A 24,302-nucleotide genomic window follows, 5' to 3' on the forward strand; every position below is an offset into this window, starting at 1 on the left:
GCCCTCAGGTTGATAGGCGGTGGTGCGAGGCGACAACTCGGCCGCCTCTAACCACGTGTTGGTCTGATAGTTGGCGATCTACTTGGCTAGCTCGGCTTGCGGCAGATTTTCGCTGGGTGTCTGGTTATAGGTGTTGACGTCGTTACGCTCGCCTTCACGCCAAATGCAGATATTGAATAGGCCGTACACAATGGCAATCACGGGGGTGATAATGGCGAGGAAGGTCCAACCCATGTAGTCCCACGCAGAGACATCCAGCACGCCCATGTAGTAAGCACCGCCTAGTCCCCAAGGAACGAGCGGCGAAGTAACCGTGGCCGAGTCCTCACAGGTGCGCGAACATACCGATGGCAGAATGTTGAGTTTGCGGTAGGCGGGTACGAACATGCGGCCCGGAATAATAATGGCAATATACTGGCTAGCCGAGAACAGGTTGGTGGCTAATGACGAGAACACATGGGTCACGATGAGCCCGCGTGAATTACTGACCAGTTTGCCTATCTTTTCCAATAACACTTCGAGCATGCGGGTCTTCTCCAGCAGGCCACCCAGGCTAAGTCCGATAAAGCCCAGCGAGATGGTCCACATCATGCCTTGCAAACCGCCACGGCTAAGTAAGCTATCAACGGCTTCAACACCAGTTTCCGAGACATAGCCGTAGTTCATGTAATTCATCATGCTGCCCAGCCCGACCCCTTGAGTGGCGACGGCAAGCCCCGCTCCCAATAGGCTGCCAATAACCATGACAGCCAGGGCATTGATGCGCCGATAGGCCAAAACAACCACCACTAATGGGGGCAGGAAGGCGAGCAGACCCACTGAGAAATTATCGCTAATGCCTGACAGTAGTTCGGCAGTGCGGGAAATATCAGCGCCTTCGCCGTCAAACTGCATGCCGATAAAGAAGAACAGAATAATGGTAATGATCAGTGCTGGGCCGGTGGTATAGAACATCGAACGGATATGGTCGAACAGGTTGGCCTCGGCAACCCCGGCAGCGAGGTTGGTGGAGTCTGATACTGGTGAAATCTTGTCACCGAAGATGGCGCCGGAAATAACCGCGCCCGCGGTCATCGCCGGAGAAATATCCAGACCGCTGCCGATGCCGATAAAAGCTACGCCGAAGGTGGCGGCGGTGGTCCATGAGCTGCCGGTGACCAGTGATGCAACGGCACACACGATGACGGCCGTGACCAGGAAATAGGAGGGGTTTATCAGTTGAAGACCATAATAGATCAGCGAGGGAATTGTGCCGGAGGCAATCCAGCTGGCGACTAACACACCGACCATCATTAAAATCAGCATCGGCAGCATGGCAATTTCGCAGCCATACAAAATGCCTTTCTGAACATCCTGCCAACTGAAGCCCGAATACAGCGCGATGATGGCGCAGACCACAATGGCAAAGATCAGCGAGATATGGGTGACCCAGTCTTCACCCAGTAAAAAGATCTGCGCAAACATCATAAAGCATAAGAAACCGATGCCAATGATGGCGCCCCAAAACGAGGGCCGCTTGTTTTCGTCGTTGGTTATTGTTGACGTTGTTGTCGACATTATTGTTCTCCTTATAAGGAGTTAGTGTTATTTGCCGCTTGGTTAAACGGCTTCTCGTTGCTTTAGCGCTCTAAAATGATGGCAATGCCTTGCCCACCGCCGATGCAGGCCGCCGCGCAGCCATAGCGTTGCTGGCGGGAGTGAAGAAGTCGGCTAAGCGTGCCAGCGAGGCGGATGCCGGTCGCGCCTAACGGATGCCCCAGCGCCATGGCGCCACCCCAGATATTGACGCTCTCAGGGTCAATCGAAAGCTCTCCCATGGCATGCAGCGGCACCGCGGCGAAGGCTTCGTTGATTTCCCATACGCCGATATCCTGCGGTGTCAGCTGGGCCTGTTTCAGCGCACGACGAATGGCGGCGGCGGCACCGGCGCCCATCTCCTCCGGCTTGACGCCGCAGTCGGCGATGGCCACAACGCGTGCCAAGGGGTTAATGCCGTGCTGGCGCAGGGCAGATTCAGACATCAGCAGCGTGGCAGCGGCACCAGAGGTCAGCGGTGAGCTGTTGCCCGCAGTCACTACGCCGCCTTGCATAAACACCGGGTCCAGCCCCGCTAGGCGCTCCGCGCTGGTATCCGCGCGGATGTTGCTGTCCGCGCTGACCGGTTCGCCTGCCGCGTTGTTCAGGGTTAAGCGCTCAGCGTCAAAGTGACCTGCTGCGTTGGCCTTGGCGGCGCGCTGGTGGGAACTGAGGGCGAGTGCGTCCATCGCCTCCCGCGAAATACCGGCAGCCTTGGCCAATCGTTCGGCGGTCAGCCCCATGTTGAGCACCACGTCGAGTGCCAGCCAGTCGGCTGTTTGCAGCGTTTGAGGGCTGGTCAGCACGCCTTCTTTGAACAGTGCCGGGCCCATGGGTACACGGGTCATGTTTTCCACGCCGCCGGCCATGCCAACCTCAACCGCGCCCGCCTGAATCTCCCGTGCGGTGCTGCGCAGCGCGGCAAGTCCCGAGCCACATTGCTGATCGATCTGGCGAGTAGCGCAGCTCTGGCCATGTGCTCCCAGTCGCTCGGCAAGCCACAGCGGGTAGCGCCCACCAAAGCTCCACTGCTCTTTTACTGGCAAGGCGCAGCCAATGCTTAGATCTTCCACCACCGCGCCGTCAACGCCGCTACGTGCTAATAAGCCATCGAGCACGCTGGCCAGCAGGGCATCGCTGCGGGTATCGGCCCAGACATCGACCTCGGGTTTGCGGGGATGCGCGCGGCTGAAGGCGCTGCGCGCATAGTCGGCGAGATACACGTCTCTCATGAGGGAGTCTCCTGATTGTCTGCCATGCGCGCCCAACGATGGATGAACAGCGCATAGGTGGTTAGCACGTGGCGGATCGAGTCGATGTTGACGCACTCGTCTACGCCGTGAATGCGCTGAGCAACCGGGCCGTAGCAGGTGCCGTTGATCTCGCCGGAAACGTGAAAGGCCCTCAGGTCAGTGGTGCAGGTGGACAGGTAGTGGGCAGGTGGTTCGCCGAGCAGCGCTTCGTGGCACTCCGAGAGAAGACGGATGCCTGGGGTATCGAGATCGACCACATGCCCTTCGGAACGAAAGCCATGGAAGCTGACCTTGGGGGGTGGTGTGGCGTCGTCAAGCTCGGCATGGCGGGTCATCAGGGTGTTGCGGACCCGCTGCATGGCCTCCTCGGGTGACATGCCCGGCGGAAAGCCAACACGCCCTTCCAGAATAGCGTGGGCCGGTACGCTGGAAGCCCAGTTGCCCGCATCTACGCGGCCAACGCTAAGGTTGAACGGATGAGGGTGGTCGACGTACAGCGCAGGCCGTGGCAGCTCATTCATTTCCGCTTCCAGGGCTTTCAGTGCGGGTAGGTAGTCCTGTAGGGCTTCAATCGCATTGCGCCCGGCGCTTGGGTCAAGCACATGGGCGGGCACGCCATCCAGGCGCATTCGAAACCAAAGTACCCCCACTTGGCCAGCGTAGATCTGAGCGCCGAAAGGTTCCGGTATCAGTACGAAATCGCCGCTAAAGCCTTGATGCAGGCAGGCCAGTGCGCCGTTGCCGGTGCACTCTTCTTCAATGACGGTTTGCAGGGTGAGCGGGAAGTTGATCTCTACCCCTGCCTGGCGTATGGCCTCAACCGCCATCACCATGGCGGCAATCCCCGCCTTCATATCACCCGCGCCACGGCCATACAGCCAACCATCTTTTTGCCATGGCTCCCAGGGTGGGCGGGTCCACATATCGATGGGTTCGGCAGGTACCACATCGAGATGACCGTTGAACACTAAATGTGGCCCTGGAGCGCCGGGGTTAAGGTCTGAAATAACATTGTAACGGCCGGTGCTGGGCCATTCGGTGGGGGCACGATGGGGGTGCTCCTCAAAGCCGGGGGCATCCAGGGGGACGCGGGTGACCGGCAGACCCAGGCGTTCCAGATGGCGCTCCATGGTATCCAGTGCACCCTGTTCCTGGCCAAGGACGCTATAGCCCCGCACCAGATCACTGGTCAGTTCCAGGGTGTCGTCCATCAAGGCATTGCAGCAGGCAATGATGCGTTGTTCGGTGGCGTCGAGCATCAGAATCTCCCTAAACGTGATTCATCAATCAGCAGAGGGGCGTCGGTAGCTTCGCGCAGCGCTTCAACGCTCAGCCCTTCGGCGATTTCTACTACCTCAAGTCCTTCCGGAGTCACATCCATCACGGCTTTCTCGGTGATAATGCGGGAAATACAGCGACTGGCGGTCAGCGGTAACTGGCAGCGGGTGAGGATCTTGGGGTTGCCGTGCTTATCGTTGTGGGAGCACAGCACCACCAGTCGGGCGACTTTCTGGGCCAGCTCCATAGCACCGCCAATGCCCGGCGAGAATTTGCCGGGGATCTTCCAGTTGGCTAGGTTGCCTTCCTGATCCACCTCGAAGGCGCCCATAAAAGTAACGTCCACACGACTGCGGCGGATCATTGCAAAGGACGTGGCGCTATCGAACACGCTAGCCCCCGCGCGGGTGGTGATATACGCGCCGCCGGAGTCAATCATGTCGATATCGGGCGCTTCACCTTCTTGGCGGGGGCGGCAGCCCAGCACGCCGTTTTCGGAATGCACCAGGACATTCATGTCATCGGGCAGGTAGTGGAACAGCCGTGTCGGCAGCCCGATCCCCAGGTTGACGATCTGGCCGTCGATGACTTCACGGGCGGCGCGGGTCAACATACGCTGCTGATCAGAGAGCATGGGGGCGAACTCCTTGCTGGCTGGAGGCACGGGCAACCTGCACCACATGACTGACAAAGGCGCAAGGCGTATGAATGGTGTCGATAGGCAGGTCGCCGGGTTGGTCGATACGGTAGGTTTGGGCAATCACTCGCTCGGCGGCCATGGCCATTAAGGAGTTGAAATTGCTGGCTGTGGCGCGATAGATCAGGTTGCCGTAGCGGTCGGCTCGCTCGGCATGAATTAGCGCAACATCAGCCTGTAAGGCTGGCTCAATCGCCCAGGTGCAACCTTCCACACTGATTTCCTGACGGCCTTGGGCAATTTCCGTACCGATGCCGATATCGGTAAGAAAGCCGCCATGGCCAACGCCTGCACAGCGAATTTTTTCAGCCAGCAGCCCCTGCGGATGAAAAATGACCTCCATCTCGCCAGCATTCATAGCGTCAATGGCTGTTCGATTGAGGCCTAAGTGAGAGGTAATCAAGCGCTTTACACGGCCTGCCTCAATGAGCTTGCCGATACCGATCCCAGGTTCATTGGCATCGTTTTTAATCAGCGTCAGGTTGCGTTGTCCGCTGGCGAGCAGGGCGTCGAGCAACGCAAAGGGCGTGCCCGGCGAGCCAAAGCCGCCGACCATGATGGTCGCACCATCAGCAATCTCGGCGATAGCCGCGTCAATATCACAGCATTTTTGGTTTAGCAGCGTCATGGTGTTTAGCGCTCCCGGGAGAGTTGTGGGTGCAAATCAGCGGCGCTAAGCGCTTGATCAAAACGCGCCATGGCACGCGCTAAGCGTTCCAGCAGAGTGTCGACTTCCTCGGGCTGAATAGTCAGCGGCGGGCAGACCAGGAAATGATCACCGGCCACGCCATCCAAAGTGCGGCGAGGGTAGATCAGCAGGCCCTCCTGCTTGGCTAGTGCGGTGATCTGGGCGAAGCGGTTTTGCTCGGCCGGGAAAGGCTGACGCGATTCGCCATCAGCAACCAGTTCGACGCCCCATAACAGGCCCGCGCCGCGCACATGACCGACCCAGTCGTAGCGCTCGGCAAGCTTGCGCAACCCAGCTTCCAGCTGCGCGCCACGTTGGCGGGTATTTTCCAGCAAATCTTCGCGCACAATGGCCTCAAGCACGGCTAGGCCGGTGGCGCAGGCCAGTGGGTTGCCTGCATAGGTGTGGCCGTGCTGGAAGCCGCCGCTGGCCATAACCGTTTCGACGATAGCGCTGCGGGCGAGCAGCGCGCCAATGGGGTAGTAACCCGCGCCCAGCCCCTTAGCGGTGACCAGGATGTCCGGCACCACATCGTAATGCTGGCAGGCAAACCAAGTGCCAGTTCGACCCACGCCGGTGAGTACTTCATCGGCAATCAGCAAGCAGCCGAATTCATCGCATAAGGCACGAATGCCTTGCAGGTAGCGTTTGCCTAACAGCCGTGCACCGGTACTGGCACCGCCGATGGGTTCGATGACAAAGCCTATTAGTGATTCAGGGCCAGCGGCTTCCATGGCGGCGCGGGTCTCTGCCAGGATGTGGTCAACGTGGGTGTCATCATCACACGCCTGATGACGATAGAAATCCGGCCCCGGCACCTTGATGGACGCATGGGTCATGCTGGTGAAGGGCGCTTCCAGTGGCTGATAGCCGGTCATGCCCAGTGCCCCCATGGTGCTGCCATGATAAGAGGGGCGCAGCGATACAAAGCGCTGGCGCTGAGGCTGGCCAAGGGCGAAAAAGTACTGCCTCGCCAGCTTGAGGGCCGACTCCACTGCCTCGGAACCGCTGGAAATGAAAAACACCTTGCCAAGTTCACCTTCAAATAGCTCGACCAGCCGATGACCAAGCGCAACGGCGGGGGCGCTTTCAAACTGGGTGCGATAGGTGAAGGCCACCTTATCCATCTGGGCAAGCATGGCGTCACGAATATCCTGTCGACCATGACCAAGGTTGCAGGAAATAGCCCCGGAGCAGCCATCCAGATAATCCTTGCCCTGGGTATCCCAGAGCATAACGCCATCAGCGTGGCTGACTTCCGGCAGGGCAGGACCTGCCTGGTAGAACAGCGGGGAGTCGGTCATCACGTTTTCCGTTTTTTTATGGTGTGGTGAAAAATCTCCCTTGCAGTCTAGGTAGGCTTGTTAATATATTTCAATATATGATCGTTTTTCGAATATCAATGAGTAAAAGTCATGCCTGAAGTTACCATTAACTCGTTGAAAGCATTAGCAACTTTTAAGACGCTGTATGAAGTGGGTAGCGCTTCAGGGACGGCACGCCTGCTTGGCATGACGCAGTCGGGGGTCAGTCGTTCGCTGGCGCAGCTTGAAGAGAACCTGGGGATTCAGCTCTTTCTACGTGAAAAAAACCGCTTGCTCGCAACGCCTGAGGCACGCGAGCTGTACGATGAGATTCTCAGGCTGATGGGCAATATTGAAGAGCTACGCCATAGCGTGTTGGCGCTTAAGGAGTTCGGCACATCACGCTTGAGAATTGCCGCTATTCCCGGGCTATGTTTTGGCTTTGTGCCCCAGGTCGTCGCTGCGCTACTAGCTGAAAATAGCCGGATAAGTATTAGTTTGGACATGATGTCGAGCCACGATGTACAAACAGCGGTGGAATCAAGCCATGCGGATATTGGCTTTATCACATTGCCAGCGACGTCTCCCCAACTCTTAACAGAAACACTGCTGGTGACAGAAGCCGTGGCGCTGGTGCCTGACAAGCTTGAATTAGCCACGCGTGAGGTGGTTGAAGTCAGTGATTTGCGTGGTCAACATTTAGTGATCAGTAACCAGCCAAGTGTCAGCACGAATCCACTACTGGAACTTGTCGCCGAGCACGGTGTTAAAATCTCAGGTAAAACGGAAGCTAATATCGGCACGATTAGCGCCTTGGTAGCTAATGAGGTCGGTGTCACGGTAATGAACCCGATTACTGCACAAGATCAGCTCTCGCGCCACGACCATGTCAAGGTGCTGCCTTTTAGGCCAGCGTTGTCGTTTGGTTTTGGCATTGTTTATCGCCCGGAGTGGCATGAGTCTAAAGTGCTGGCGTCGCTTAAGCGCAAAGCGAAAGAGACACTAATGAATTACTAACGTTTAAAAATCATTTTGTTCGATTAGCAGGTATAGTACAGATATAGAGCGTTACGTCTTGGCTTCGGCCATGCCTGAGGGCCAGGAATAGGCCGAAGGTGACAGTTGCACTAGAATCGGGCAATCTAACGCCCTTTTTCGCCAGTGCTAATGGGCCAAGCTCATTAAATTTCAATCATCATTCAGCATGGAGTGCAGTGTGGCAGTTTACGGCGGTATTCAGGCACATGAATTGGAACGTTGGTTAAATGCATTAACCAACGCGGCCTATGATCGACGCTGCCCGCTTTCCAAAGTGCACGGCGGCAACGCCCGTGCCCGCACTGCTCGCCAGGACTTGCTGCATCTCGCCCAGGTTTTCCGTAGTGGTGAACGAATTCGCGATGATGTGGCCGCTAGCTTAAGCCGCTGGTGCCAGCATTATCTGACCGAAGCGGAATGGTATGTGCTGGTGGGGAGCCGCCAGCCCGTTGCCCAGTCGGAGGCGTCATCCTCTGCTACTGATGACGATGCGCTGGATGCACTTTATCAGCATCGGGTGGGTTAACCTGCTTCATCAAGCACTGTTACAATGGATAAATGAACAGTGCTCCTATCGCATCAGCGACCGCCTCTTTAGATGACCCTTTCTACTATCTGACGAACTTTCGTTACGTGTTGGCGTGGGTAGAAGCCCGCCACTACGATCTATTAAGTGCTGCTGAGCGCGACGCTATTAGTCATTTTGAAATGTTACCCCAGGCTTCCCAAGCACTATTGGTGCGCATGGTGATGCGTAAAGGGGAATTATTTCGTCTGGATAAACTGAGCTATGCGGAAATCGGTGACGCCAAGCAGGCCTTGGCGCCGTTGGTGGTGCTTGGCTGGGTAGACAATGCCCCACTGTTAAGCAGCCGTGAGCTATTTCGCCTGTTGCGACTGAGTGAACTGCGCCAAGCATTGGCTGGCGAGATGGCCAGCGCAGGTTTGCCCCGCAACAGCACAAAAGCTGCGCTTCAAGCAGCACTTGCAGAGTTGCTAGAAGCGTCTGCCCCCCTTCAGCAGTGGTGGCCAACGGCAACGACGCAGATTGTGCGGCTAACGGTGATGGCGCTTTGTGATCGACTTCGGCTGATGTTTTTCGGCAATTTGCGCCAGGACTGGGCAGAGTTCGTGCTAACGGAGCTGGGTCTGCAGCGCTTTGAGCAAGTACCGTTTAGCGCGGAATCACGCGCCTTCCAAAGCCGCGATGACGTAACTACTTACTTAACGCTGCACCGCTTGCGCGAACGCTTGGACGACGGCGAGCTGCCGCAAGCACTTTCCATCGAAGTGCCTCCAGCTTCTAGCAACCGTTGGTTAGCCTCTCGGCGGGCGCGGTTGCTGCTTGCCATGGGGCGCGAGGCCGAGCGCGGCGGTGACGCAGAGTTAGCGTTAACACTTTACGCTGACGCCAATAACAGTGATGCGCGTATTCGCAGATTGCGCGTGTTAGAGCGTCTGGGTCGTTATTCAGACGCTTATGAACTCACGATCAGCGCGCTGGACGCGCAACCAAACGAGGCCGAAAGCCAAGCGCTTATGCGGCTGCTGCCGCGTTTAGCACGCAAATTACCCCAGCAGGTTGAGCGCTCGACTGGGTCTGATCAACAAGCGGTCCAGGCGCCTACCTATGTGCTTCATTTACCTGGTCCTCAGCCAGTTGAGCGTGCCGTTGCTGACGACATGGCGACCCCTAACGCGCCGGTGTATTACGTTGAAAATAGCCTGCTGACGGGGCTATTTGGCTTGCTGCTCTGGCCGGCCATTTTTAAACCCCTACCAGGGGCGTTTTTTCACCCGTTTCACAGCGGACCTGCGGATTTATACCGCGAGGATTTTGTCGCTCAGCGGCAAGTCGAAATCACCGCCTGCCTGGCCCAGTTGGATGACGGCCGCTATCAGGACACGATACTGCGCACTTGGCACGCCAAGCAGGGCATCGCCTCGCCCTTTGTTCACTGGGGAGTTGTCAGTGAAGAGCTGTTAACGCTTGCGCTTAAGTGCTTGCCGCCTGACCATTTGCGGGCCTGTTTTATGCGGCTATTAGACGACCTTAAACATAACCGTGCAGGCCTACCTGACCTGATTCAGTTGATGCCGGACGCACCGCCCGGCGAACCACGCTACAAAATGATAGAAGTGAAAGGGCCGGGGGATCGTCTACAAGATAACCAACGCCGCTGGATCGGCTTCTTTTGCCGCCACGGCATGCCCGTTGAAGTATGTCATGTGCGCTGGCAACCAGCATCTGAAGCAGACGGGGGTGAACGAGAAGGACCTGAGCGAGAAAAGTCTGAGCGAGAAGATACCGAATGAGCCGTTACCGGGTAGCGGTGCGCACGCTATGTGATTTCACCGCACGGGAAGGCGACCTTGATCACCGCTTTACGCCAGCACCCAGCGCTCAGGAAGGTATCGAAGGGCATAGGTTAGTGGCTAGCCACCGAGGCGAGGATTACCTAGCCGAATTGCCGCTTTCCGGTGAGTATCAGGGGCTTCGCGTGGCAGGTCGCGCTGACGGTTTTGATCCCAGCGCTAAGCGTTTGGAAGAGGTCAAAACCTATCGTGGCAATCTAGATCGCATGGCAGCTAATCAGCGTGCGTTGCATTGGGCCCAGGTGAAAATATACGGTGCGCTGCTGTGTGCTGAGCGCGGCCTTGAGCGGGTCACGCTGGCGTTAGTGTATCTGGAGATTAGCAGCGGTCAGGAAACGTTGCTGGCCCACGAAGCCAGTGCCACTGATCTGCAGGCGTTTTTTACCGCTCAATGCCAACGCTTTTTGGCCTGGGCAGAGCAGGAGTCTGCCCATCGCCAACGCCGCGATGAGTGGCTGGCGACGCTGGCGTTTCCCTATCCTGATTTTCGCCCTGGGCAGCGGGCGTTGGCGGAAGATGTCTATAAAGCAGCCAGCACCGGTCGCTGCCTACTGGCCCAAGCCACTACCGGTATTGGCAAAACCCTTGGCACGCTGTTTCCGATGCTGACTGCAATGCCCCGTCAGCAGCTGGATAGGCTGGCCTTTCTGACCATGAAAACCCCGGGCCGCCGTGTAGCGCTGGATGCGCTGGCGCGTCTTGCTACCCCCAGCTCATCACATCCTGCTTCATCACCCTCTACTTTATCTTCCTCCACAGCGTCTGCACTCGCATCGCCGCTGCGGGTGTTGGAACTGGTGGCTAGGCAAAAAGCCTGCGAATACCCAGGTACCGCTTGCCAAGGCGATGCCTGCCCGTTAGCAGCGGGTTTTTATGACCGCTTGCCTGCCGCTCGCCAAGCCGCGGTGGCACGTCGCTGGCTAGATCGTGTCGGATTGCGTGAGGTGGCCCTTTCCCACAGTGTGTGCCCGTATTATTTAGGCCAAGAGCTAGCCCGCTGGGCAGACGTCGTCGTGGGCGATGTGAATCACTGGTTTGATAGCCATGCGCTGCTGCATGGTTTAGCCCAAGCCAACGACTGGCGGGTAGGCCTGTTGATAGATGAAGCGCACAACTTAGTTGAGCGCGCGCGGGGCATGTACAGCGCCGAGCTTTCCCAACAGCGCTTGAGCCGTCTGCGTCGCCGCTCTCCTCCCGCGCTTGCTAAACCGCTGGCTCGTGTCGGCAGGCAGTGGCAGGCACTAACGAAGGCCGTGAACCCCGATGCAGCGGCGTCACAGCGTTACCATTTACTTGAGGCGCTGCCCAACAAGCTGGTGGCCGCAATGCAAACCTTGGCTGGCGCGATCACCGATTATTTGGTTGAGCACCCCGACGCCTCAAGCATTGAACTTCAAGAGCTGCTGTTTGACGCATTGGCCTTCTGCCGTTTGGCGGAGCAGTTTGGTGACCACTCACTTTGCGACCTTGCCAGTTATGGCCGAGGCGACGCAGTGCTAGGGCTGCGCAATGTCATTCCTGGGGATTTTCTAGCGGCACGCTTCAAGGCTGCCAGCAGCGCTGTGTTGTTTTCGGCCACATTGACCCCGTTTCACTACTACCGCGATTTACTCGGATTGCCGCACAACAGTGTGTGGCGGGAAGTGGCCTCACCGTTTGCCGCCCGCCAGTTAGACGTACGTATTCGCGCCGATATTTCCACTCGCTATCATCACCGTGAGGCCTCTGTGGCGCCTATTGTGGAAGTCCTGGCCGACCAGTATCAGCGTCAACCTGGCCACTATCTGGCGTTTTTTAGTAGCTTTGCTTATCTGGAGCAGGTGATGGCGCATTTTCAGCACGCACATCCTAGCGTGCCAATGTTTGCCCAAACCCGTGGAATGCAGGAAGCTGAGCGCGACGCCTTTCTGGCGCGCTTTACCCCGGGGGGGCAGGGCATCGGCTTTGCCGTGCTAGGCGGTGCTTTCGGCGAAGGCATCGACCTGCCTGGCGAGCGCCTAATCGGCGCATTTATTGCCACCTTAGGCCTGCCACCGTTTAACGACTTTAACGAAGCGCTGAAAGCGCGCCTGAACACCCGCTTCGGCCAGGGCGACGATTACACCTACCGCATACCCGGCATGATCAAAGTGGTGCAAGCCGCTGGAAGGGTGATTCGCAGCCCCGAAGATGAAGGGGTTGTGATATTAATGGACGACCGTTTTGCCCAGGCTAAAGTGCGCGCTTTGCTGCCACGCTGGTGGGGGCTAGACAACCACTCATCTTCTTAGAGGCCATGCACGCGCAATGACAGATTTACTCTGGTACCAGTACCTTCTCATCGGGCTTATTTTTGCCTGGAGTGGCTTTGTTCGCACCAGCCTTGGTTTTGGTGGAGCCGTGCTGGCGCTGCCTTTTCTGCTGCTGGTGGTCAACGAACCGCTGGTCTTCCTACCGATTGTGGCCATTCATCTGCTGATTTTTTCCAGTTGGATTGCCTGGAACGGCCATCGTCAAGTGCAGAAAGCGGGTGTGGGAGGTACGTCGCCGGAAAGTAATATCGACTGGGGCTATTTAACCAAAGCCCTGAAAATCATGATCGTGCCTAAGTTGGTCGGGGTGGTGGGGCTGTTGACGCTGCCTTCTCAGATCATGACCAACATTATTTTCGGCATTGTGATCATTTATGCCATTGGCTATGTGCTGAACAAACCGTTTAGAAGTAACAACAAATACGTCGATATCGTGCTGCTTGCTCTCGGCGGCTATGTCAGCGGCACCTCGTTGATTGGCGCGCCGCTGATTGTCGCGGTGTTCGCCACCCACGTCGCCAAAGAGCAACTGCGCGACACCATGTTTGTGCTGTGGTTTATTCTGGTGATGATCAAAATGGCGTCGTTTATCATCGCCGGCGTCGACCTCCAGCTAATTCATCAACTATGGCTGCTGCCCTGCGCATTTATCGGCCATTTGCTAGGCGAAAAAGCCCACCGCTACATGCTAAAAGCAGACACCGGGCTGTTCTTCCGCGTGCTGGGAGCCGTGCTGATCTTGGTCAGCGTGATAGGGCTGATTCACCCACCAGGGTAGGGGGAGAAGCAAACAACAAAAACGGCCACTTGCTGTGTTAGCTAAGTGGCCGTTTTTTATGGTGTTCTTGGTCGGAATAGCAGGATTCGAACCTACAACCTCTGGAACCTATTTGGAACCTAGAAAAAGGTGACCTCAATGGCTAAAACGACTGCCAGCCTAACTACCCGTACCTTAGGTCGACTGGTAAAGAAGTCAAAGGAAAGAAGCACAGCCCAAACCCCACGCCTTTGGTACCGTTAGTACCCCCGACTTTTCGGACAAAACCTAGATTTTACTCCACCAGAGCGGATCAGGCAGCTGCGGCAGGATTTATGCCGTGTTTTCCTTATGCCCTGAACCCGTTGGCAGTTTTTGAGCAAGAGTACTAAAGTAAATAAGTGGTATATTAGAAATCTCATTAGAAGGTTTCTAAAACAATAAGTTAGGCTAGGGTGAGTAGCCTTCAAGATATCTTCCCATATTGGATAGGGTAGTGGACAAAGGCCCCGGACCCGTTAAAGGAATAATGATTATGGAGCTTCAGGATAGCGGTAAAATAGTACAATCAATCTACTTTTCTCTACTTGGTCGTGCGGCAGACCCGGAGGGGTTTGGTTTCTGGCAGGAGCGGCTGGAAAGCGATGGACTTCAGGCCGTATTGTCTGAAATTGCGAGCTCGAAGGAAGCTCAGACGTACATGCAAGAGGCATCTGATAGCGAATATGTTGCTGACCTCTATGAGCAGCTGTTTGCTAGAGCGGCGGACACGGAAGGCCATGACTTCTGGGCTGGCAAGTTAGAAGCCGGTGAGCTAAGTCGTGCAGAACTCCGCGGGGCTGTGATACAGGCCGCGGCAGACACTGATACAGAGGCTTTGAATGCCAAGCTGGCGGTTGCCGACTATTATAGCCAGAACGTATCAGCAGAGAATTACAGTGCCGAGCAGTCTCTGGTCATGGAGAGCCTTCACAGTAATGAACAGCTATATGCTGAATTGCAGCGCCTGGATACTGAGTACCAATCCATGGACCTTTCTCAGGTTGGAGAGTCCGTGGAAGGTAACCCGCTTTACAAAGCGGTAGTCGGTAGTGGACCCAAGACGCTGATGATTGCTACTCAGCAGCATGGGGACGAGCCGCTGGGAACCGAGGCGGCTTTGTACCTGCTGGAATATCTGGCAGGAGATAGTGTCGAAGCTAAAGCATTGCGAGAAGAGGTAACCGTAGTGGTCATGCCTCGAGTCAACCCGGACGGCTTTGCCCGCTGGGAGCAGCAGGTTGCAGGAGCTGAAGATGTGCTCGACCCGCGTCGTAACTCGAATGACATCGATCTCAATCGTACTTATGACCCCAACGAGGAGCAGAATCCTGAGCAGGCTCCGGAGTCGGCGGCGGTAAGAGAAGTCGTCAAGGAGTATCGGCCCGACTTATACCTCGATTACCATCACCAGAACAACTACCGGTCTGAGGATGAGACGCTGGATAGCATGTCGGTGCTCTGGGCGACCAGCGATGAAGTGGAGCCTGCCTTGATGGAATCGGGGCAGCGCGCTGTGGTTGCCATCAAGGAAGCCTTGGAAGACTTCGAGCATGACAGCCTGACCCTGTTCCCTGGTAGTGATAACCCGGCTATCAGCCGCAACGGCTTTGCACTTGATGGTACGCCCACGTTGTTGATCGAGCAGCGTGGACTCCAGGAGATGGATCAGCTTGCTCAAGGTCTTGACCTAGATTATAGCGCATTAGCTGCAGCTCTGACTCTGGAAGGGTGGCTCAGCATGATAGGTGTGATCGAGTTCATGGCATCGGGGGAGTTCGACTCTCTGGACCCGGCTATTGCACAGCAGATAGCTGAACGCTCTGAATATGTCGACTTTGCTGACCTGTATAGTGACGATGCGGCTGTCGCGAATATTGCTGAAGAGGCAGGAGGCTTTGAGGAGGCCTTTCTGGCTGGAGTGTCGCAAGGTCTGGAGGATGGTCTAGTTGGGTAAACCCACTAGGTTGTTCACGGAAAGGCCTAGCAGTCATTAGCAAAAACGGCCACTTAGCTCTCAGAGCTAAGTGGCCGTTTTTCATAGTGTTCTTGGTCGGAATAGCAGGATTCGAACCTACGACCTCTGCCTCCCGAAGGCAGCGCTCTACCAAGCTGAGCTATATTCCGAATATTGTCGCAGCAGCGCTCAACAACGGAGCGAATCATACGCAGGCGAAGGTTTTTTTTCAAGTCCCTTTTTACGCGCTGTGTTGCTTTGTTGCGCAGACTTTATGCTTTGCGATCAACCGCTAACCGAGCGATGTTAGCCATGCTATCTCGATAAGGGCTGGGTGGCAGAGCATCAAGTTCGGCTAGGGCTTTATCGGCCATCTCAACGGCTCGTGCGCGGGTATATTCCAGTGCGCCGGTGGCATTGATGATCTCAAGCACCTCGTCGAGCTGTTCTAGTCCGCCTTTGCGAATCACTTGGCGGATTAGCTTTGCCTGTTCCGGTGTGCCGCGTTCCATGGCATGAATTAGCGGTAGGGTCGGTTTACCTTCTGCTAGGTCGTCGCCGACATTTTTGCCCATGGCTTCGGCATCGCCTTGGTAATCCAGCAAGTCGTCGATGAGCTGGAAAGCCAGGCCTAAATAGCGGCCGTAGTACTGCAGTGCACGCTCTTGCTCCGGTGTGGCGTCGGCAAGCACAGCACCGCTGTGTGAGGCGGCTTCAAACAGCATTGCTGTTTTACCTTGAATGGTTTCAAAGTAATCCGCTTCAGAAATGCTGGGGTTACCGATATTGGTGAGCTGTAGGACTTCGCCTTCGGCAATCACGCAGGTCGCGCCGGAAAGAATTGCCATAATGCGCATCGACCCTACGTCCACCATCATTTGAAACGAACGCGAATAGAGAAAGTCACCCACCAGTACAGATGGCGCATTGCCCCAGGCATCGTTGGCGGTTTTTTTGCCACGCCGCATATGCGATTCATCGACCACGTCATCGTGCAGCAACGTGGAGGTGTGCATAAATTCGATTAGCGTGGCTAGGGTGATGTGCTTGTCGCCCTCATAGTCTAGCGCCCGGGCAGCTAGCAGCACGAGTAAGGGACGCAGGCGTTTGCCGCCGCTTTCAATAATATATTGGCCGATGGTTTCGACCAGCGGCACCTTGGAATTCAGCTGCGCGACAATGGTCCGGTTTACGGCGTCAAAGTCATCGGCCACCACGGCGTGCAGCGGTGAAGGCGTTGGGCTGGCAAGCGGGGGTTGAGAGACGTTGGCTGTCATGGGTTCCGTTCATCGCGGGGGTGGGATAGTTGGAGCCATGCTATGGGGCTGTCTGTGAGGCGTCAAGGTAGCGTTAGACGTTCGTGGTGCGGTGTATGATTGACAATGCCCGGTGGTCTTGTGGTAAACCGCGATAATCGCTATAATTCGCGACCCACTCATCATGCTCCCTGTCAGATGGCTGCCAAAAGGGGCGCCACTCGCAGCAGGTCGATAAGAGCGGAAGGCGATGAGCGTTGGTTACGCGAGGCGTAACCGGCATTAACGACAAGTCCGGAGAGCGACATGTACGCAGTTATTAAAAGCGGTGGCAAACAGTACCGCGTTCAAGAAGGTCAAACCCTCAAGCTCGAAAAAATCGAAGTCGCTACCGGCGAAACGATTGAGTTTGATGAAGTGCTGTTGGTTGCAGACGGCGATGATGTCAACGTTGGCGCGCCTTTAGTAAGCGGCGCCAAAGTATCCGCTGAAATCGTTTCCCACGGCCGTGGCGATAAAGTAACGATCATCAAGTTCCGTCGCCGGAAGCATCACATGAAGCGTCAGGGCCACCGTCAGTGGTTCACTGAAGTCAAAATTACCGGAATTTCTGCGTAAGCAGTCGATTCCCTTTAGGAGGATTTTGCAATGGCACATAAAAAGGCAGCCGGCTCCACGCGTAACGGTCGCGATTCCGAGTCCAAACGCTTAGGTGTGAAACTCTTCGGTGGCCAAGCAGCCAGCGCGGGTAGCATCATCGTTCGTCAGCGTGGCACTCGTTTCCACGCAGGCACTGGCGTTGGCCTGGGCCGTGATCACACGCTGTTCGCTTTGAACGACGGCTTCGTGAAGTTCGAGACCAAAGGTCCGAACAACCGTAAATTCGTTAGCATCGTTTCTGCCTAAGCAACAGCTGTTGCGCAGAACGAAGATGACGAAATAAAAGCCCCGCCATGGCGGGGCTTTTTTGTCTTTTCGATCCCTTTTGCCTGTTAGTAATGGGCGGGATATTGCAGTTAGGGCGGCGGAAGCGGCCGGGAGAATCCAATGCAGTTCGTCGATGAAGCCTCGATTATTGTTGAGGCAGGTAAAGGCGGCAATGGCTGTCTGAGCTTTCGCCGCGAAAAATATGTGCCCAAAGGTGGCCCTGATGGTGGCGATGGTGGCCATGGTGGCAGTGTCTACCTGATTGGTGACGATTCACTGAATACCTTGATTGATTTCAAGTTTCAGCGTTTTTACAAAGCGGAAAACGGTCAGGGTGGCATGGGCCGCCAGATGAGCGGTAAAGCCGGTGAAGACCTGCATGTGAAAGTGCCGGTGGGCACCACGGTGATCGATGAGGACACCCTTGAGGTGATCGCCGATGTCACGGATATCGGCCAGGTGGTACTGGTGGCCGAAGGTGGTCGCCGTGGGTTGGGCAATATTCACTTTAAATCTTCGACCAACCGTGCGCCACGTCGCACCACGCCGGGCACCGAAGGCGACCGCCGTAACCTGCGCCTGGAAATGAAGGTAATGGCCGACGTCGGCCTGCTGGGCATGCCGAATGCGGGTAAGTCCACGCTGATCCGTTCGGTATCCGCGGCTAAACCCAAAGTGGCGAACTATCCGTTCACTACCCTGGTGCCTAACCTGGGTGTTGTGAAGCTGGGTATGCACGAGCACTTTGTGATGGCCGATGTACCAGGTCTGATTGAGGGTGCCTCTGATGGCGCGGGCTTGGGTCTGCGTTTCTTGAAGCACCTGACCCGTACACGTCTGCTGTTCCATGTGGTGGATGTGGCGCCGTTTGACGACTCCGATCCGGTGGAGGCGGCGCAGGCGATTATTCACGAGCTAGGCCAGTTCTCGCCGGCGCTTTCTGAGCGGCCGCGTTGGTTAGTGCTGAACAAGTTTGATCTGCTGCCAGAAGATGAGCGCGAAGCCCGTGCCGAGGCAATTATCCAAGCACTGAACTGGGATGGCCCGGTATTCCGTATCTCGGCAATCAGCAGCGATGGCACTGATAAGCTAGTACAGGCGGCGTATCGCTGGCTGACTGAGCAGCAGCGCCTGGAAAATGAAGATGAAGAAGCCCATGCCCGCGAGCAGGAAATGCGCCGCCGCATGGAAGAAGAATCAGTGGCCCGTACGGAAGCGCGTCTTGGCCGTCGCCGTAAGCGTGATGACGACGATGAAGATGACGACGACTTTGACGATGATGATTACGATGTCGAGGTAGAGTACGCCCCATAACCGATCCGTCGGTTGAATGGGTGACGTCAGCAGGGTTAGCGGAATCAAACGCGTGAGCGGAATGGCTTGGGAGAGTCGCGACGTGGAAAGCAATGAGCAGTTGCCCGGCCGTGAGGCGTTAAGCAGCGCCCGCCGGGTGGTGGTTAAAATTGGTAGCGCGCTGCTCACCAACGATGGCCGAGGCTTGGATGAGCCGGCTATTGGCGGCTGGGTCGACCAGATTGCCACGCTGCATCAGCAGGGCAAAGAGGTTGTGCTGGTATCCTCCGGGGCAGTAGCGGCGGGCATGGTGCGCTTGGGGTGGCAGGCGCGCCCCAGTGCCGTTCATGAGCTGCAGGCGGCCGCTGCGGTAGGCCAAAACGGCCTCACCCAGTGCTACGAGCAGCATTTTGCTCGCCACGGTATGTTAACGGCTCAGATTCTGCTCACCCACGATGACCTTTCCAACCGCAAGCGCTATCTCAATGCGTTGTCAGCGCTGCGTACCTTGGTTGAGATGCGTGTGGTGCCGGTGATCAACGAAAACGATACCGTGGTCACCGACGAGATTCGCTTTGGCGATAACGATACGCTTGGTGCGCTGGTGGCCAACCTGTTAGAAGCGGATGCACTGTTGCTGCTCACCGATCAGGAGGGGCTGTTTGACGCTGACCCTCGCCATGACCCCAATGCTCAGATGATTGCTGAAGGCCGTGCCGACGACCCGCGCTTAGCCGCTGTTGCTGGTAGTGGAGGCGCCTTGGGGCGTGGTGGTATGAGTACTAAGGTTCGCGCTGCACAATTGGCTGCCCGTTCCGGCGCGGTCACCGTGATTGCGAGTGGCCGCCAGCCGGACGTTATTGCCCGCATCATGGCAGGCGAGGCACTGGGTACTCTGTTGCGCCCAGCTCAAGCACCAATCGCTGCGCGCAAGCGCTGGCTGGCAGGTCAGTTGCAGGTGCGTGGTACCTTGGTACTGGATGCTGGGGCTGTCAATGTGCTGCGTGGCAAAGGCTCTAGCCTGTTGGCGGTGGGCGTACGTGAAGTGCAGGGCAGCTTTAAGCGCGGTGATATGGTGCTGTGCGTGGATGAACAGGGCGCTCGCGTGGCTAAAGGATTGGTGAACTACGGCGCTGATGAAGCCCGTCAGTTAGCGGGCCAGCCAAGCCACCAGATTGAAGCAATTCTGGGTTACGTGGAGGCTCACGAGCTGATCCATCGCGATAACTTGGTGGTTGTTTAACGAGCTGGTTGTTTAACGAGCTGATTGTTTAATCGCGAGTACGGGGTGGTAGCGGTATTTGGCGTGGCCAGTCATCAGGCACGATGACTAGCCGCTCCAGCGGCTTTTCCCCAGTTAATGCTTTTGCCTGCGGGTCGTATAGCACTACTTGCTGCGGCCCGTAGCGATGGATAAGTGGTGTCACGTCTGCCATATGTTTCTTGGCAGAGGAGAACTCAGCCAATGGCGGCGGTGCTAGCCAGTGAGGCTTCTCTAGCCAAGCCATTTTCAGTGTCTCGCCTCGCTGGGCTGCGAATTGCGGCCAATCCCTTAAATAACACCACTTACCACGTCGATGATCGACCGTTGCACCGCTGGGCGGCGGTAACGTTGCGTGCCAGGGATAAAACAGTACGCCGGGCATCGCAAGGCGCTGCGTCAGTGGATGGTGGAGTGGTGGAGCGGGGCCTATATCTCTGGGTGCTAGCCAGTGGGCGATGATCGCTTGCGCGGTGGCAGTGCGCGAAATTGGCAACTGATGATGGCGAAGGTGGCTACATTTCAGCGCTAGGCTATCCAGCCCGCCGGGGCCAATCCAACGGCTTTGGCAGGTGGCATCGCCAGGCCCTTCTGGTAGGCCAAGATAGAACTTTATCGCCACTTCCAAATGGATGGGGGTGGGGTTGTCCCGTGTTCGATAGAGCATATCCAGTTCGCCCAGGGTGTTGCGCCGCTGGGTAATACGCAGGTTTTTGGCGAGCAGCCGTGTGTTGGGCGCGTTATCTAACATCAGGTGCCACAGCCGCTCATGGTAGTGCCCCATGCGCGTCGCCAGTTGGCCATCTAGCGCACTCACTAGTGACGAAAGGTTCGCCAACCAGTCATCAATTGAATCTACTAAGCCAAGCTCCTGGCGTGTTGGCCTACCTGGGTAAGTAGGCGGCTCCGTTAGCTCAATCAAGTCAGGCGTGACGAGTAACCACGCAAGATCACGCAATACCGAATGCGCTAGGCGGTCGCTTACGCCTTCTGCGGTGGCGGGTAGCGTCAAAGGCATCTCCTAGAAGTGCGCAGTCAATGACTATTGGTGATGCGTACCACATTACAACGCGTGGCTAGTAATGTCCCACTGGCTAATTAAAAAAGTAACTGACGGCACTTATTTAGCGTATCAAACATTATGAACTAGCAACAAAAGCGGGCCTAAGTGGCCCGCATAATAGTTTGCGTGAGTTAATGTGGGGTTGTGCTATCCCGTTAGTCGCGGTCAACGTTGCTCACTTGGAAGGAGTCTTGGCGTAGACTGACTTCTATTTCACGACCATTTTCATCGCGGCCTTCCACATCAATCATGCCGCCTTTATCAATGTCGATATCTTCAAATTCGATCATGCCCTCTTGGCTTGCTACCTCGAGTGCTTGGCGAATATCATCTTCACTCATGCCCCAGGCACTGGTGATTAGGCGCTCTCGCTCTTCTTGCAGTGTTTCGCCGCTATCGATTGAAAACTCAATGTCAGCGTACCATTCGTCATCAAGCCAGCCTTCAACCTCGGCACGGCCACGGCTCTTAATGCTGACCTCTTCATAATGGGTGAACCCATAATCAGTGGCATGGGTTAGCACACTGTCAATCTGATCAACCGGCAATGTATCAGCTTGCACGCTACCTGCAGCCGCAGTTAACAGCAGTGCAGAGGTCGGGATCAGCAACATTTTCTTCATAGCGTTCATATCAAATTCCTTCTTGGTTTGTTAAATGACGTCATCTGTTGAATGAGACAGCATTCGTCATAAGGCAAAACAGTTATAACAGCGCGGTTCTTTCCGTAAGCTGACAAAGCCATTCATCTAACGTTCATGTTGCTTTTGGCATGCTAGTACGATGAACAAGATGCCCCTCACGCTAACCATTTCACGCTATTGGCAGCGCCTGACACGCATGCGCTTGCGCAAAGCGATGTCTGTTAACGTCGTTGTCGCGGTGTTTGCTAGTGCACTGGCTGGTAGTGCCATTGGTGATCAGCCCTGGGAAGCGTTGCACAGTGAAGTGCAGCGAGGCGATGTCGTGCCCTTAGAGTCCATTTTGGACTGGCTGGAGGCTAATTATATCGGCGAGGTAATAGAAGTAGAGATCGAGCGTGAGGATGGTCATGTAGAGTATGAGATCAAACTACTGGGCGCTCAGAATCAAGTGGTTGAGTTTGAGTTTGATGGCCATAGTGGACAGTTAATGAAAATAGAAGGTGTGCGTATTAACGAGATGCGCCGCCAATAAGGTAGCTATTCATGAAGTGTTTACTGGTAGAGGACGACCAGGCGCTCGCCCGTGAGCTTATTCAAGCGTTGCGGGAGGGAGATTGGCTGGTAGAGCATGCGGAAAATGGCCAGGAAGCCGATTTTCTAGTGCGCACGGAAGCCTATGACACGGTCATCCTTGATGTGGGACTGCCCGATGGTGAAGGCACACGCTGGCTCTCTGCGTGGCGTGAAGACGGTATTGATCTGCCAGTGCTGATTCTAACGGCTCGCGAGCGCTGGGCTGATAAAGCGGCGGGCTTTACCGCAGGGGCCGATGACTATGTAACAAAACCCTTTGAACCTGCCGAGGTTATGTTTCGGCTGCGTGCCCTGGTGCGCCGTAGTCATGGTCATGCTCATCCCGTTTTAAAAGTGGGTGAGTTACGCTTGGATACCCATACCCAGCATGTCACGCTGGCGGGCAGGCCGGTTAGCATAACCGCTCAGGAAACACGCCTGCTCAGTTACTTAATGCATGCTGCCCCTCGGGTGGTTAGCCGCAGCGAGCTGTCAGAGCATGTCTATGACCGTGATCATGAACCCGATTCCAACGTAATTGATGTTCAAGTGAGCCGGTTGCGGCGTAAATTAGGCGCATGGCGGATTGCCACGCTACGTGGTCAGGGGTATCGCTTACTCGCTGAAGAGCCTTCCGACGCATGAAGCCAGCTATTACCCGTTGGGCTCAGCGGTGGTCGACCCGTTCGATTACGTTGCGTCTTCTACTCGCGGCACTGTTAATGGTGTTGCTAGCGTTGCCAGTGGCGGGTTGGCTGCTTACTCACCATTATCGTACCTCAGCAATTCATGCTTTTGATGAACGCTTGGAGACAACGCTGAACGTGATCATTGCGGGGGTGACCTTTGATCCGGTCGCCCAGCAGATCAGTTACGATCGATCGCTGGGTGACCCGCGTTTTGAACAGGTTTACTCCGGCTGGTATTGGCAAATTACCGATCGTGACCACCTTTCGGCAACGTCGCGCTCACTGTGGGATCAGCGTCTTCCGGTTATCGATAATAAAAACCTAGCGGCTCGCACACTGGGCGGCCCGCGAGGTCAGCAGTTGCGAGTTGTCGAGCGAGATATTTACCTTGCCCCGTTGGAAACCCCGCTGCATGTTAGTGTTGCCGCCCGCGATGATGCGTTGCGAGAAGATATTCAACAGTTTCAACAAGCTTTATGGCTGGGGCTGGTGGGCCTGGGGGCGCTGCTATTAGGTGTCCTGGCGCTGCAGGTGCGCTGGGGGTTGGCACCCTTACGACGCATGAATGCCAATCTCCGGGACGTTGAGCAAGGGCAGGCTGAACAGCTCGACACCCACCTGCCCGGTGAGCTGGCTATACTAGCGGCGTCAATGAATGCCGTACTTATTCGCGACCAGCGTTTAATTGAGCGAAGCCGCCACACCGCAGGTAACCTTGCCCATGCGCTAAAAACCCCGCTAAGCGTCATGCGCTTACTGGTTAAGCAATTGCCTAGTGAAAGCCGCGCTCATTGGGACGTTGAGCTTTCGCGCATCGACAATGCGGTGCGTCACCACTTAGCGCGGGCATCTGCTGTTGGCGAGGGCGCGCGTTTTGCTCCAATTGCCGTACAGGATACGTTAGCAGCGTTGATCACTGGGCTGACACGTTTGGCGCGGCGCCGCCATATTCAACTGCAGCAACACATAGACAGCAGCGTGCGCGTCCATATGGATGGGCAGGATCTTCAGGAAATCGTCGGTAACCTGTTGGACAACGCACTTCGCTGGGCGACCAGCGAGGTGAGCATTCGTCTGCAAACCGATGGCCAACGACTGTCGCTGCGAGTGAGCGATGATGGCCCAGGTATGTCCGCCCAGGAGTGCCAAGCTGCTGTGCAGCGCGGGAAACGTCTTGATGAACAACGTTCTGGTAGTGGACTGGGGCTGGCCATCGTGACCGACCTTGTCGCGCTGTATCAAGGGCAAATGCACCTGCAACGTGCCCAGGCGGGTGGATTAGAGGTGGTTATTGAGTTACCTGTGGTGGCTCGGTAGTTACTATGCATGACCTAAACCAAGAG

General features: G+C 56.1%; 22 protein-coding genes and 1 tRNA gene. 13 read left to right on the plus strand and 10 right to left on the minus strand.

The features are described from left to right. Positions 1-78: 78 nt before the first annotated feature. The 6 genes from nhaC to IR195_RS01285 all read right to left on the minus strand — a co-directional run bounded on the left by nhaC (position 79) and on the right by IR195_RS01285 (position 6,795). Complete coding sequence (nhaC, locus tag IR195_RS01260; RefSeq protein WP_206048547.1) at positions 79-1,557, minus strand: Na+/H+ antiporter NhaC; 1,479 nt, start codon at positions 1,555-1,557, stop codon at positions 79-81. A gap of 62 nt (positions 1,558-1,619) precedes the next feature. After that, positions 1,620-2,807, minus strand: coding sequence for an acetyl-CoA C-acyltransferase (locus IR195_RS01265; RefSeq protein ID WP_206048548.1), 1,188 nt, complete (start codon positions 2,805-2,807; stop codon positions 1,620-1,622). Next, positions 2,804-4,087 carry an ArgE/DapE family deacylase gene (locus IR195_RS01270; protein WP_206048549.1) on the minus strand — a complete coding sequence of 428 codons (1,284 nt, stop codon included), beginning with the start codon at positions 4,085-4,087 and terminating at the stop codon, positions 2,804-2,806. Before IR195_RS01270 ends, IR195_RS01265 begins: the two co-directional genes overlap by 4 nt. Then, complete coding sequence (locus tag IR195_RS01275) at positions 4,087-4,770, minus strand: 3-oxoacid CoA-transferase subunit B (RefSeq protein WP_241006831.1); 684 nt, start codon at positions 4,768-4,770, stop codon at positions 4,087-4,089. The genes IR195_RS01270 and IR195_RS01275 overlap by 1 nt, the downstream gene beginning before the upstream one ends. Next, positions 4,730-5,431 (minus strand): CoA transferase subunit A, encoded by a 702-nt coding sequence (locus tag IR195_RS01280; protein WP_206048550.1) that lies wholly within the window; start codon positions 5,429-5,431, stop codon positions 4,730-4,732. The genes IR195_RS01275 and IR195_RS01280 overlap by 41 nt, the downstream gene beginning before the upstream one ends. 5 nt (positions 5,432-5,436) lie before the next feature. Continuing rightward, a complete protein-coding gene (locus IR195_RS01285) occupies positions 5,437-6,795 on the minus strand; it encodes an aminotransferase family protein (RefSeq protein WP_206048551.1) in 1,359 nt (452 codons plus the stop codon). A 111-nt stretch (positions 6,796-6,906) separates the two neighbouring features. On the opposite strand from IR195_RS01285, the gene IR195_RS01290 reads away from it, so the two are divergent. The 6 genes from IR195_RS01290 to IR195_RS01315 all read left to right on the plus strand — a co-directional run bounded on the left by IR195_RS01290 (position 6,907) and on the right by IR195_RS01315 (position 15,253). Further along, positions 6,907-7,812 (plus strand): LysR family transcriptional regulator, encoded by a 906-nt coding sequence (locus IR195_RS01290; protein WP_125745044.1) that lies wholly within the window; start codon positions 6,907-6,909, stop codon positions 7,810-7,812. A 199-nt stretch (positions 7,813-8,011) separates the two neighbouring features. Beyond that, positions 8,012-8,359, plus strand: a complete 348-nt coding sequence (locus IR195_RS01295; RefSeq protein ID WP_125745046.1) for a hypothetical protein — start codon at positions 8,012-8,014, stop codon at positions 8,357-8,359. A 32-nt stretch (positions 8,360-8,391) separates the two neighbouring features. Next, complete coding sequence (locus IR195_RS01300) at positions 8,392-10,149, plus strand: VRR-NUC domain-containing protein (RefSeq protein WP_206048552.1); 1,758 nt, start codon at positions 8,392-8,394, stop codon at positions 10,147-10,149. Further along, positions 10,146-12,479 carry an ATP-dependent DNA helicase gene (locus IR195_RS01305; protein WP_206048553.1) on the plus strand — a complete coding sequence of 778 codons (2,334 nt, stop codon included), beginning with the start codon at positions 10,146-10,148 and terminating at the stop codon, positions 12,477-12,479. Before IR195_RS01300 ends, IR195_RS01305 begins: the two co-directional genes overlap by 4 nt. A 16-nt stretch (positions 12,480-12,495) precedes the next feature. Beyond that, the gene (locus IR195_RS01310) at positions 12,496-13,278 is read left to right on the plus strand and encodes a sulfite exporter TauE/SafE family protein (protein ID WP_125745052.1); all 783 of its coding nucleotides are present in this window, start codon (positions 12,496-12,498) and stop codon (positions 13,276-13,278) included. A gap of 514 nt (positions 13,279-13,792) precedes the next feature. Continuing rightward, a complete protein-coding gene (locus tag IR195_RS01315) occupies positions 13,793-15,253 on the plus strand; it encodes a M14 family zinc carboxypeptidase (protein ID WP_206048554.1) in 1,461 nt (486 codons plus the stop codon). A 93-nt stretch (positions 15,254-15,346) separates the two neighbouring features. On the opposite strand, the gene IR195_RS01320 is transcribed toward IR195_RS01315, so the two are convergent. Together IR195_RS01320 and ispB are read right to left on the minus strand one after the other, a co-directional pair. After that, a tRNA-Pro gene (locus IR195_RS01320) sits at positions 15,347-15,423 on the minus strand. Between the two features lie 102 nt (positions 15,424-15,525). Then, positions 15,526-16,530 carry an octaprenyl diphosphate synthase gene (gene ispB / locus IR195_RS01325; RefSeq protein WP_125745058.1) on the minus strand — a complete coding sequence of 335 codons (1,005 nt, stop codon included), beginning with the start codon at positions 16,528-16,530 and terminating at the stop codon, positions 15,526-15,528. A gap of 285 nt (positions 16,531-16,815) precedes the next feature. On the opposite strand from ispB, the gene rplU reads away from it, so the two are divergent. The 4 genes from rplU (at position 16,816) to proB (ending at position 19,972) form a co-directional block, all read left to right on the plus strand. Further along, positions 16,816-17,127 carry a 50S ribosomal protein L21 gene (gene rplU / locus IR195_RS01330; RefSeq protein WP_030071396.1) on the plus strand — a complete coding sequence of 104 codons (312 nt, stop codon included), beginning with the start codon at positions 16,816-16,818 and terminating at the stop codon, positions 17,125-17,127. Between the two features lie 30 nt (positions 17,128-17,157). Further along, positions 17,158-17,415, plus strand: coding sequence for a 50S ribosomal protein L27 (gene rpmA / locus IR195_RS01335; protein ID WP_009097313.1), 258 nt, complete (start codon positions 17,158-17,160; stop codon positions 17,413-17,415). Positions 17,416-17,556: 141 nt separating this feature from the next. After that, positions 17,557-18,750, plus strand: coding sequence for an Obg family GTPase CgtA (gene cgtA, locus IR195_RS01340; protein WP_146942956.1), 1,194 nt, complete (start codon positions 17,557-17,559; stop codon positions 18,748-18,750). 61 nt (positions 18,751-18,811) lie between these two features. Beyond that, a complete protein-coding gene (proB, locus tag IR195_RS01345; protein WP_213017573.1) occupies positions 18,812-19,972 on the plus strand; it encodes a glutamate 5-kinase in 1,161 nt (386 codons plus the stop codon). Between the two features lie 28 nt (positions 19,973-20,000). Here proB and IR195_RS01350 read toward each other — a convergent pair whose 3' ends face one another. Beyond that, a complete protein-coding gene (locus IR195_RS01350) occupies positions 20,001-21,002 on the minus strand; it encodes a DUF1853 family protein (RefSeq protein WP_241006779.1) in 1,002 nt (333 codons plus the stop codon). A 206-nt stretch (positions 21,003-21,208) separates the two neighbouring features. Continuing rightward, positions 21,209-21,685 carry a PepSY domain-containing protein gene (locus tag IR195_RS01355; protein ID WP_206048556.1) on the minus strand — a complete coding sequence of 159 codons (477 nt, stop codon included), beginning with the start codon at positions 21,683-21,685 and terminating at the stop codon, positions 21,209-21,211. A gap of 151 nt (positions 21,686-21,836) precedes the next feature. On the opposite strand from IR195_RS01355, the gene IR195_RS01360 reads away from it, so the two are divergent. From IR195_RS01360 to IR195_RS01370, 3 genes are read left to right on the plus strand one after another with little or no spacing between them, the layout of a single operon-like run. After that, entirely contained in the window at positions 21,837-22,229 is a 393-nt protein-coding gene (locus IR195_RS01360) for a PepSY domain-containing protein (protein ID WP_408610166.1), read from the plus strand. An 11-nt stretch (positions 22,230-22,240) separates the two neighbouring features. Next, positions 22,241-22,915 carry a winged helix-turn-helix domain-containing protein gene (locus IR195_RS01365; RefSeq protein WP_125745068.1) on the plus strand — a complete coding sequence of 225 codons (675 nt, stop codon included), beginning with the start codon at positions 22,241-22,243 and terminating at the stop codon, positions 22,913-22,915. After that, positions 22,912-24,276, plus strand: a complete 1,365-nt coding sequence (locus IR195_RS01370; protein WP_206048557.1) for a sensor histidine kinase — start codon at positions 22,912-22,914, stop codon at positions 24,274-24,276. The genes IR195_RS01365 and IR195_RS01370 overlap by 4 nt, the downstream gene beginning before the upstream one ends. Positions 24,277-24,302: the final 26 nt, after the last annotated feature.

Source organism: Vreelandella venusta (genome assembly GCF_015689495.1).
Lineage (GTDB): Bacteria > Pseudomonadota > Gammaproteobacteria > Pseudomonadales > Halomonadaceae > Vreelandella > Vreelandella venusta.

Bases quoted from the DNA above. Each gene is read 5' to 3' on its own strand.
- nhaC (WP_206048547.1), bottom strand. From the start codon at position 1,557: ATGTCGACAACAACGTCAACAATAACCAACGACGAAAACAAGCGGCCC.
- IR195_RS01265 (WP_206048548.1), bottom strand. From the start codon at position 2,807: ATGAGAGACGTGTATCTCGCCGACTATGCGCGCAGCGCCTTCAGCCGC.
- IR195_RS01270 (WP_206048549.1), bottom strand. From the start codon at position 4,087: ATGCTCGACGCCACCGAACAACGCATCATTGCCTGCTGCAATGCCTTG.
- IR195_RS01280 (WP_206048550.1), bottom strand. From the start codon at position 5,431: ATGACGCTGCTAAACCAAAAATGCTGTGATATTGACGCGGCTATCGCC.
- IR195_RS01285 (WP_206048551.1), bottom strand. From the start codon at position 6,795: ATGACCGACTCCCCGCTGTTCTACCAGGCAGGTCCTGCCCTGCCGGAA.
- IR195_RS01290 (WP_125745044.1), top strand. From the start codon at position 6,907: ATGCCTGAAGTTACCATTAACTCGTTGAAAGCATTAGCAACTTTTAAG.
- IR195_RS01300 (WP_206048552.1), top strand. From the start codon at position 8,392: ATGAACAGTGCTCCTATCGCATCAGCGACCGCCTCTTTAGATGACCCT.
- IR195_RS01305 (WP_206048553.1), top strand. From the start codon at position 10,146: ATGAGCCGTTACCGGGTAGCGGTGCGCACGCTATGTGATTTCACCGCA.
- IR195_RS01310 (WP_125745052.1), top strand. From the start codon at position 12,496: ATGACAGATTTACTCTGGTACCAGTACCTTCTCATCGGGCTTATTTTT.
- IR195_RS01315 (WP_206048554.1), top strand. From the start codon at position 13,793: ATGGAGCTTCAGGATAGCGGTAAAATAGTACAATCAATCTACTTTTCT.
- ispB (WP_125745058.1), bottom strand. From the start codon at position 16,530: ATGACAGCCAACGTCTCTCAACCCCCGCTTGCCAGCCCAACGCCTTCA.
- rplU (WP_030071396.1), top strand. From the start codon at position 16,816: ATGTACGCAGTTATTAAAAGCGGTGGCAAACAGTACCGCGTTCAAGAA.
- rpmA (WP_009097313.1), top strand. From the start codon at position 17,158: ATGGCACATAAAAAGGCAGCCGGCTCCACGCGTAACGGTCGCGATTCC.
- cgtA (WP_146942956.1), top strand. From the start codon at position 17,557: ATGCAGTTCGTCGATGAAGCCTCGATTATTGTTGAGGCAGGTAAAGGC.
- proB (WP_213017573.1), top strand. From the start codon at position 18,812: ATGGCTTGGGAGAGTCGCGACGTGGAAAGCAATGAGCAGTTGCCCGGC.
- IR195_RS01355 (WP_206048556.1), bottom strand. From the start codon at position 21,685: ATGAACGCTATGAAGAAAATGTTGCTGATCCCGACCTCTGCACTGCTG.
- IR195_RS01360 (WP_408610166.1), top strand. From the start codon at position 21,837: ATGAACAAGATGCCCCTCACGCTAACCATTTCACGCTATTGGCAGCGC.
- IR195_RS01365 (WP_125745068.1), top strand. From the start codon at position 22,241: ATGAAGTGTTTACTGGTAGAGGACGACCAGGCGCTCGCCCGTGAGCTT.
- IR195_RS01370 (WP_206048557.1), top strand. From the start codon at position 22,912: ATGAAGCCAGCTATTACCCGTTGGGCTCAGCGGTGGTCGACCCGTTCG.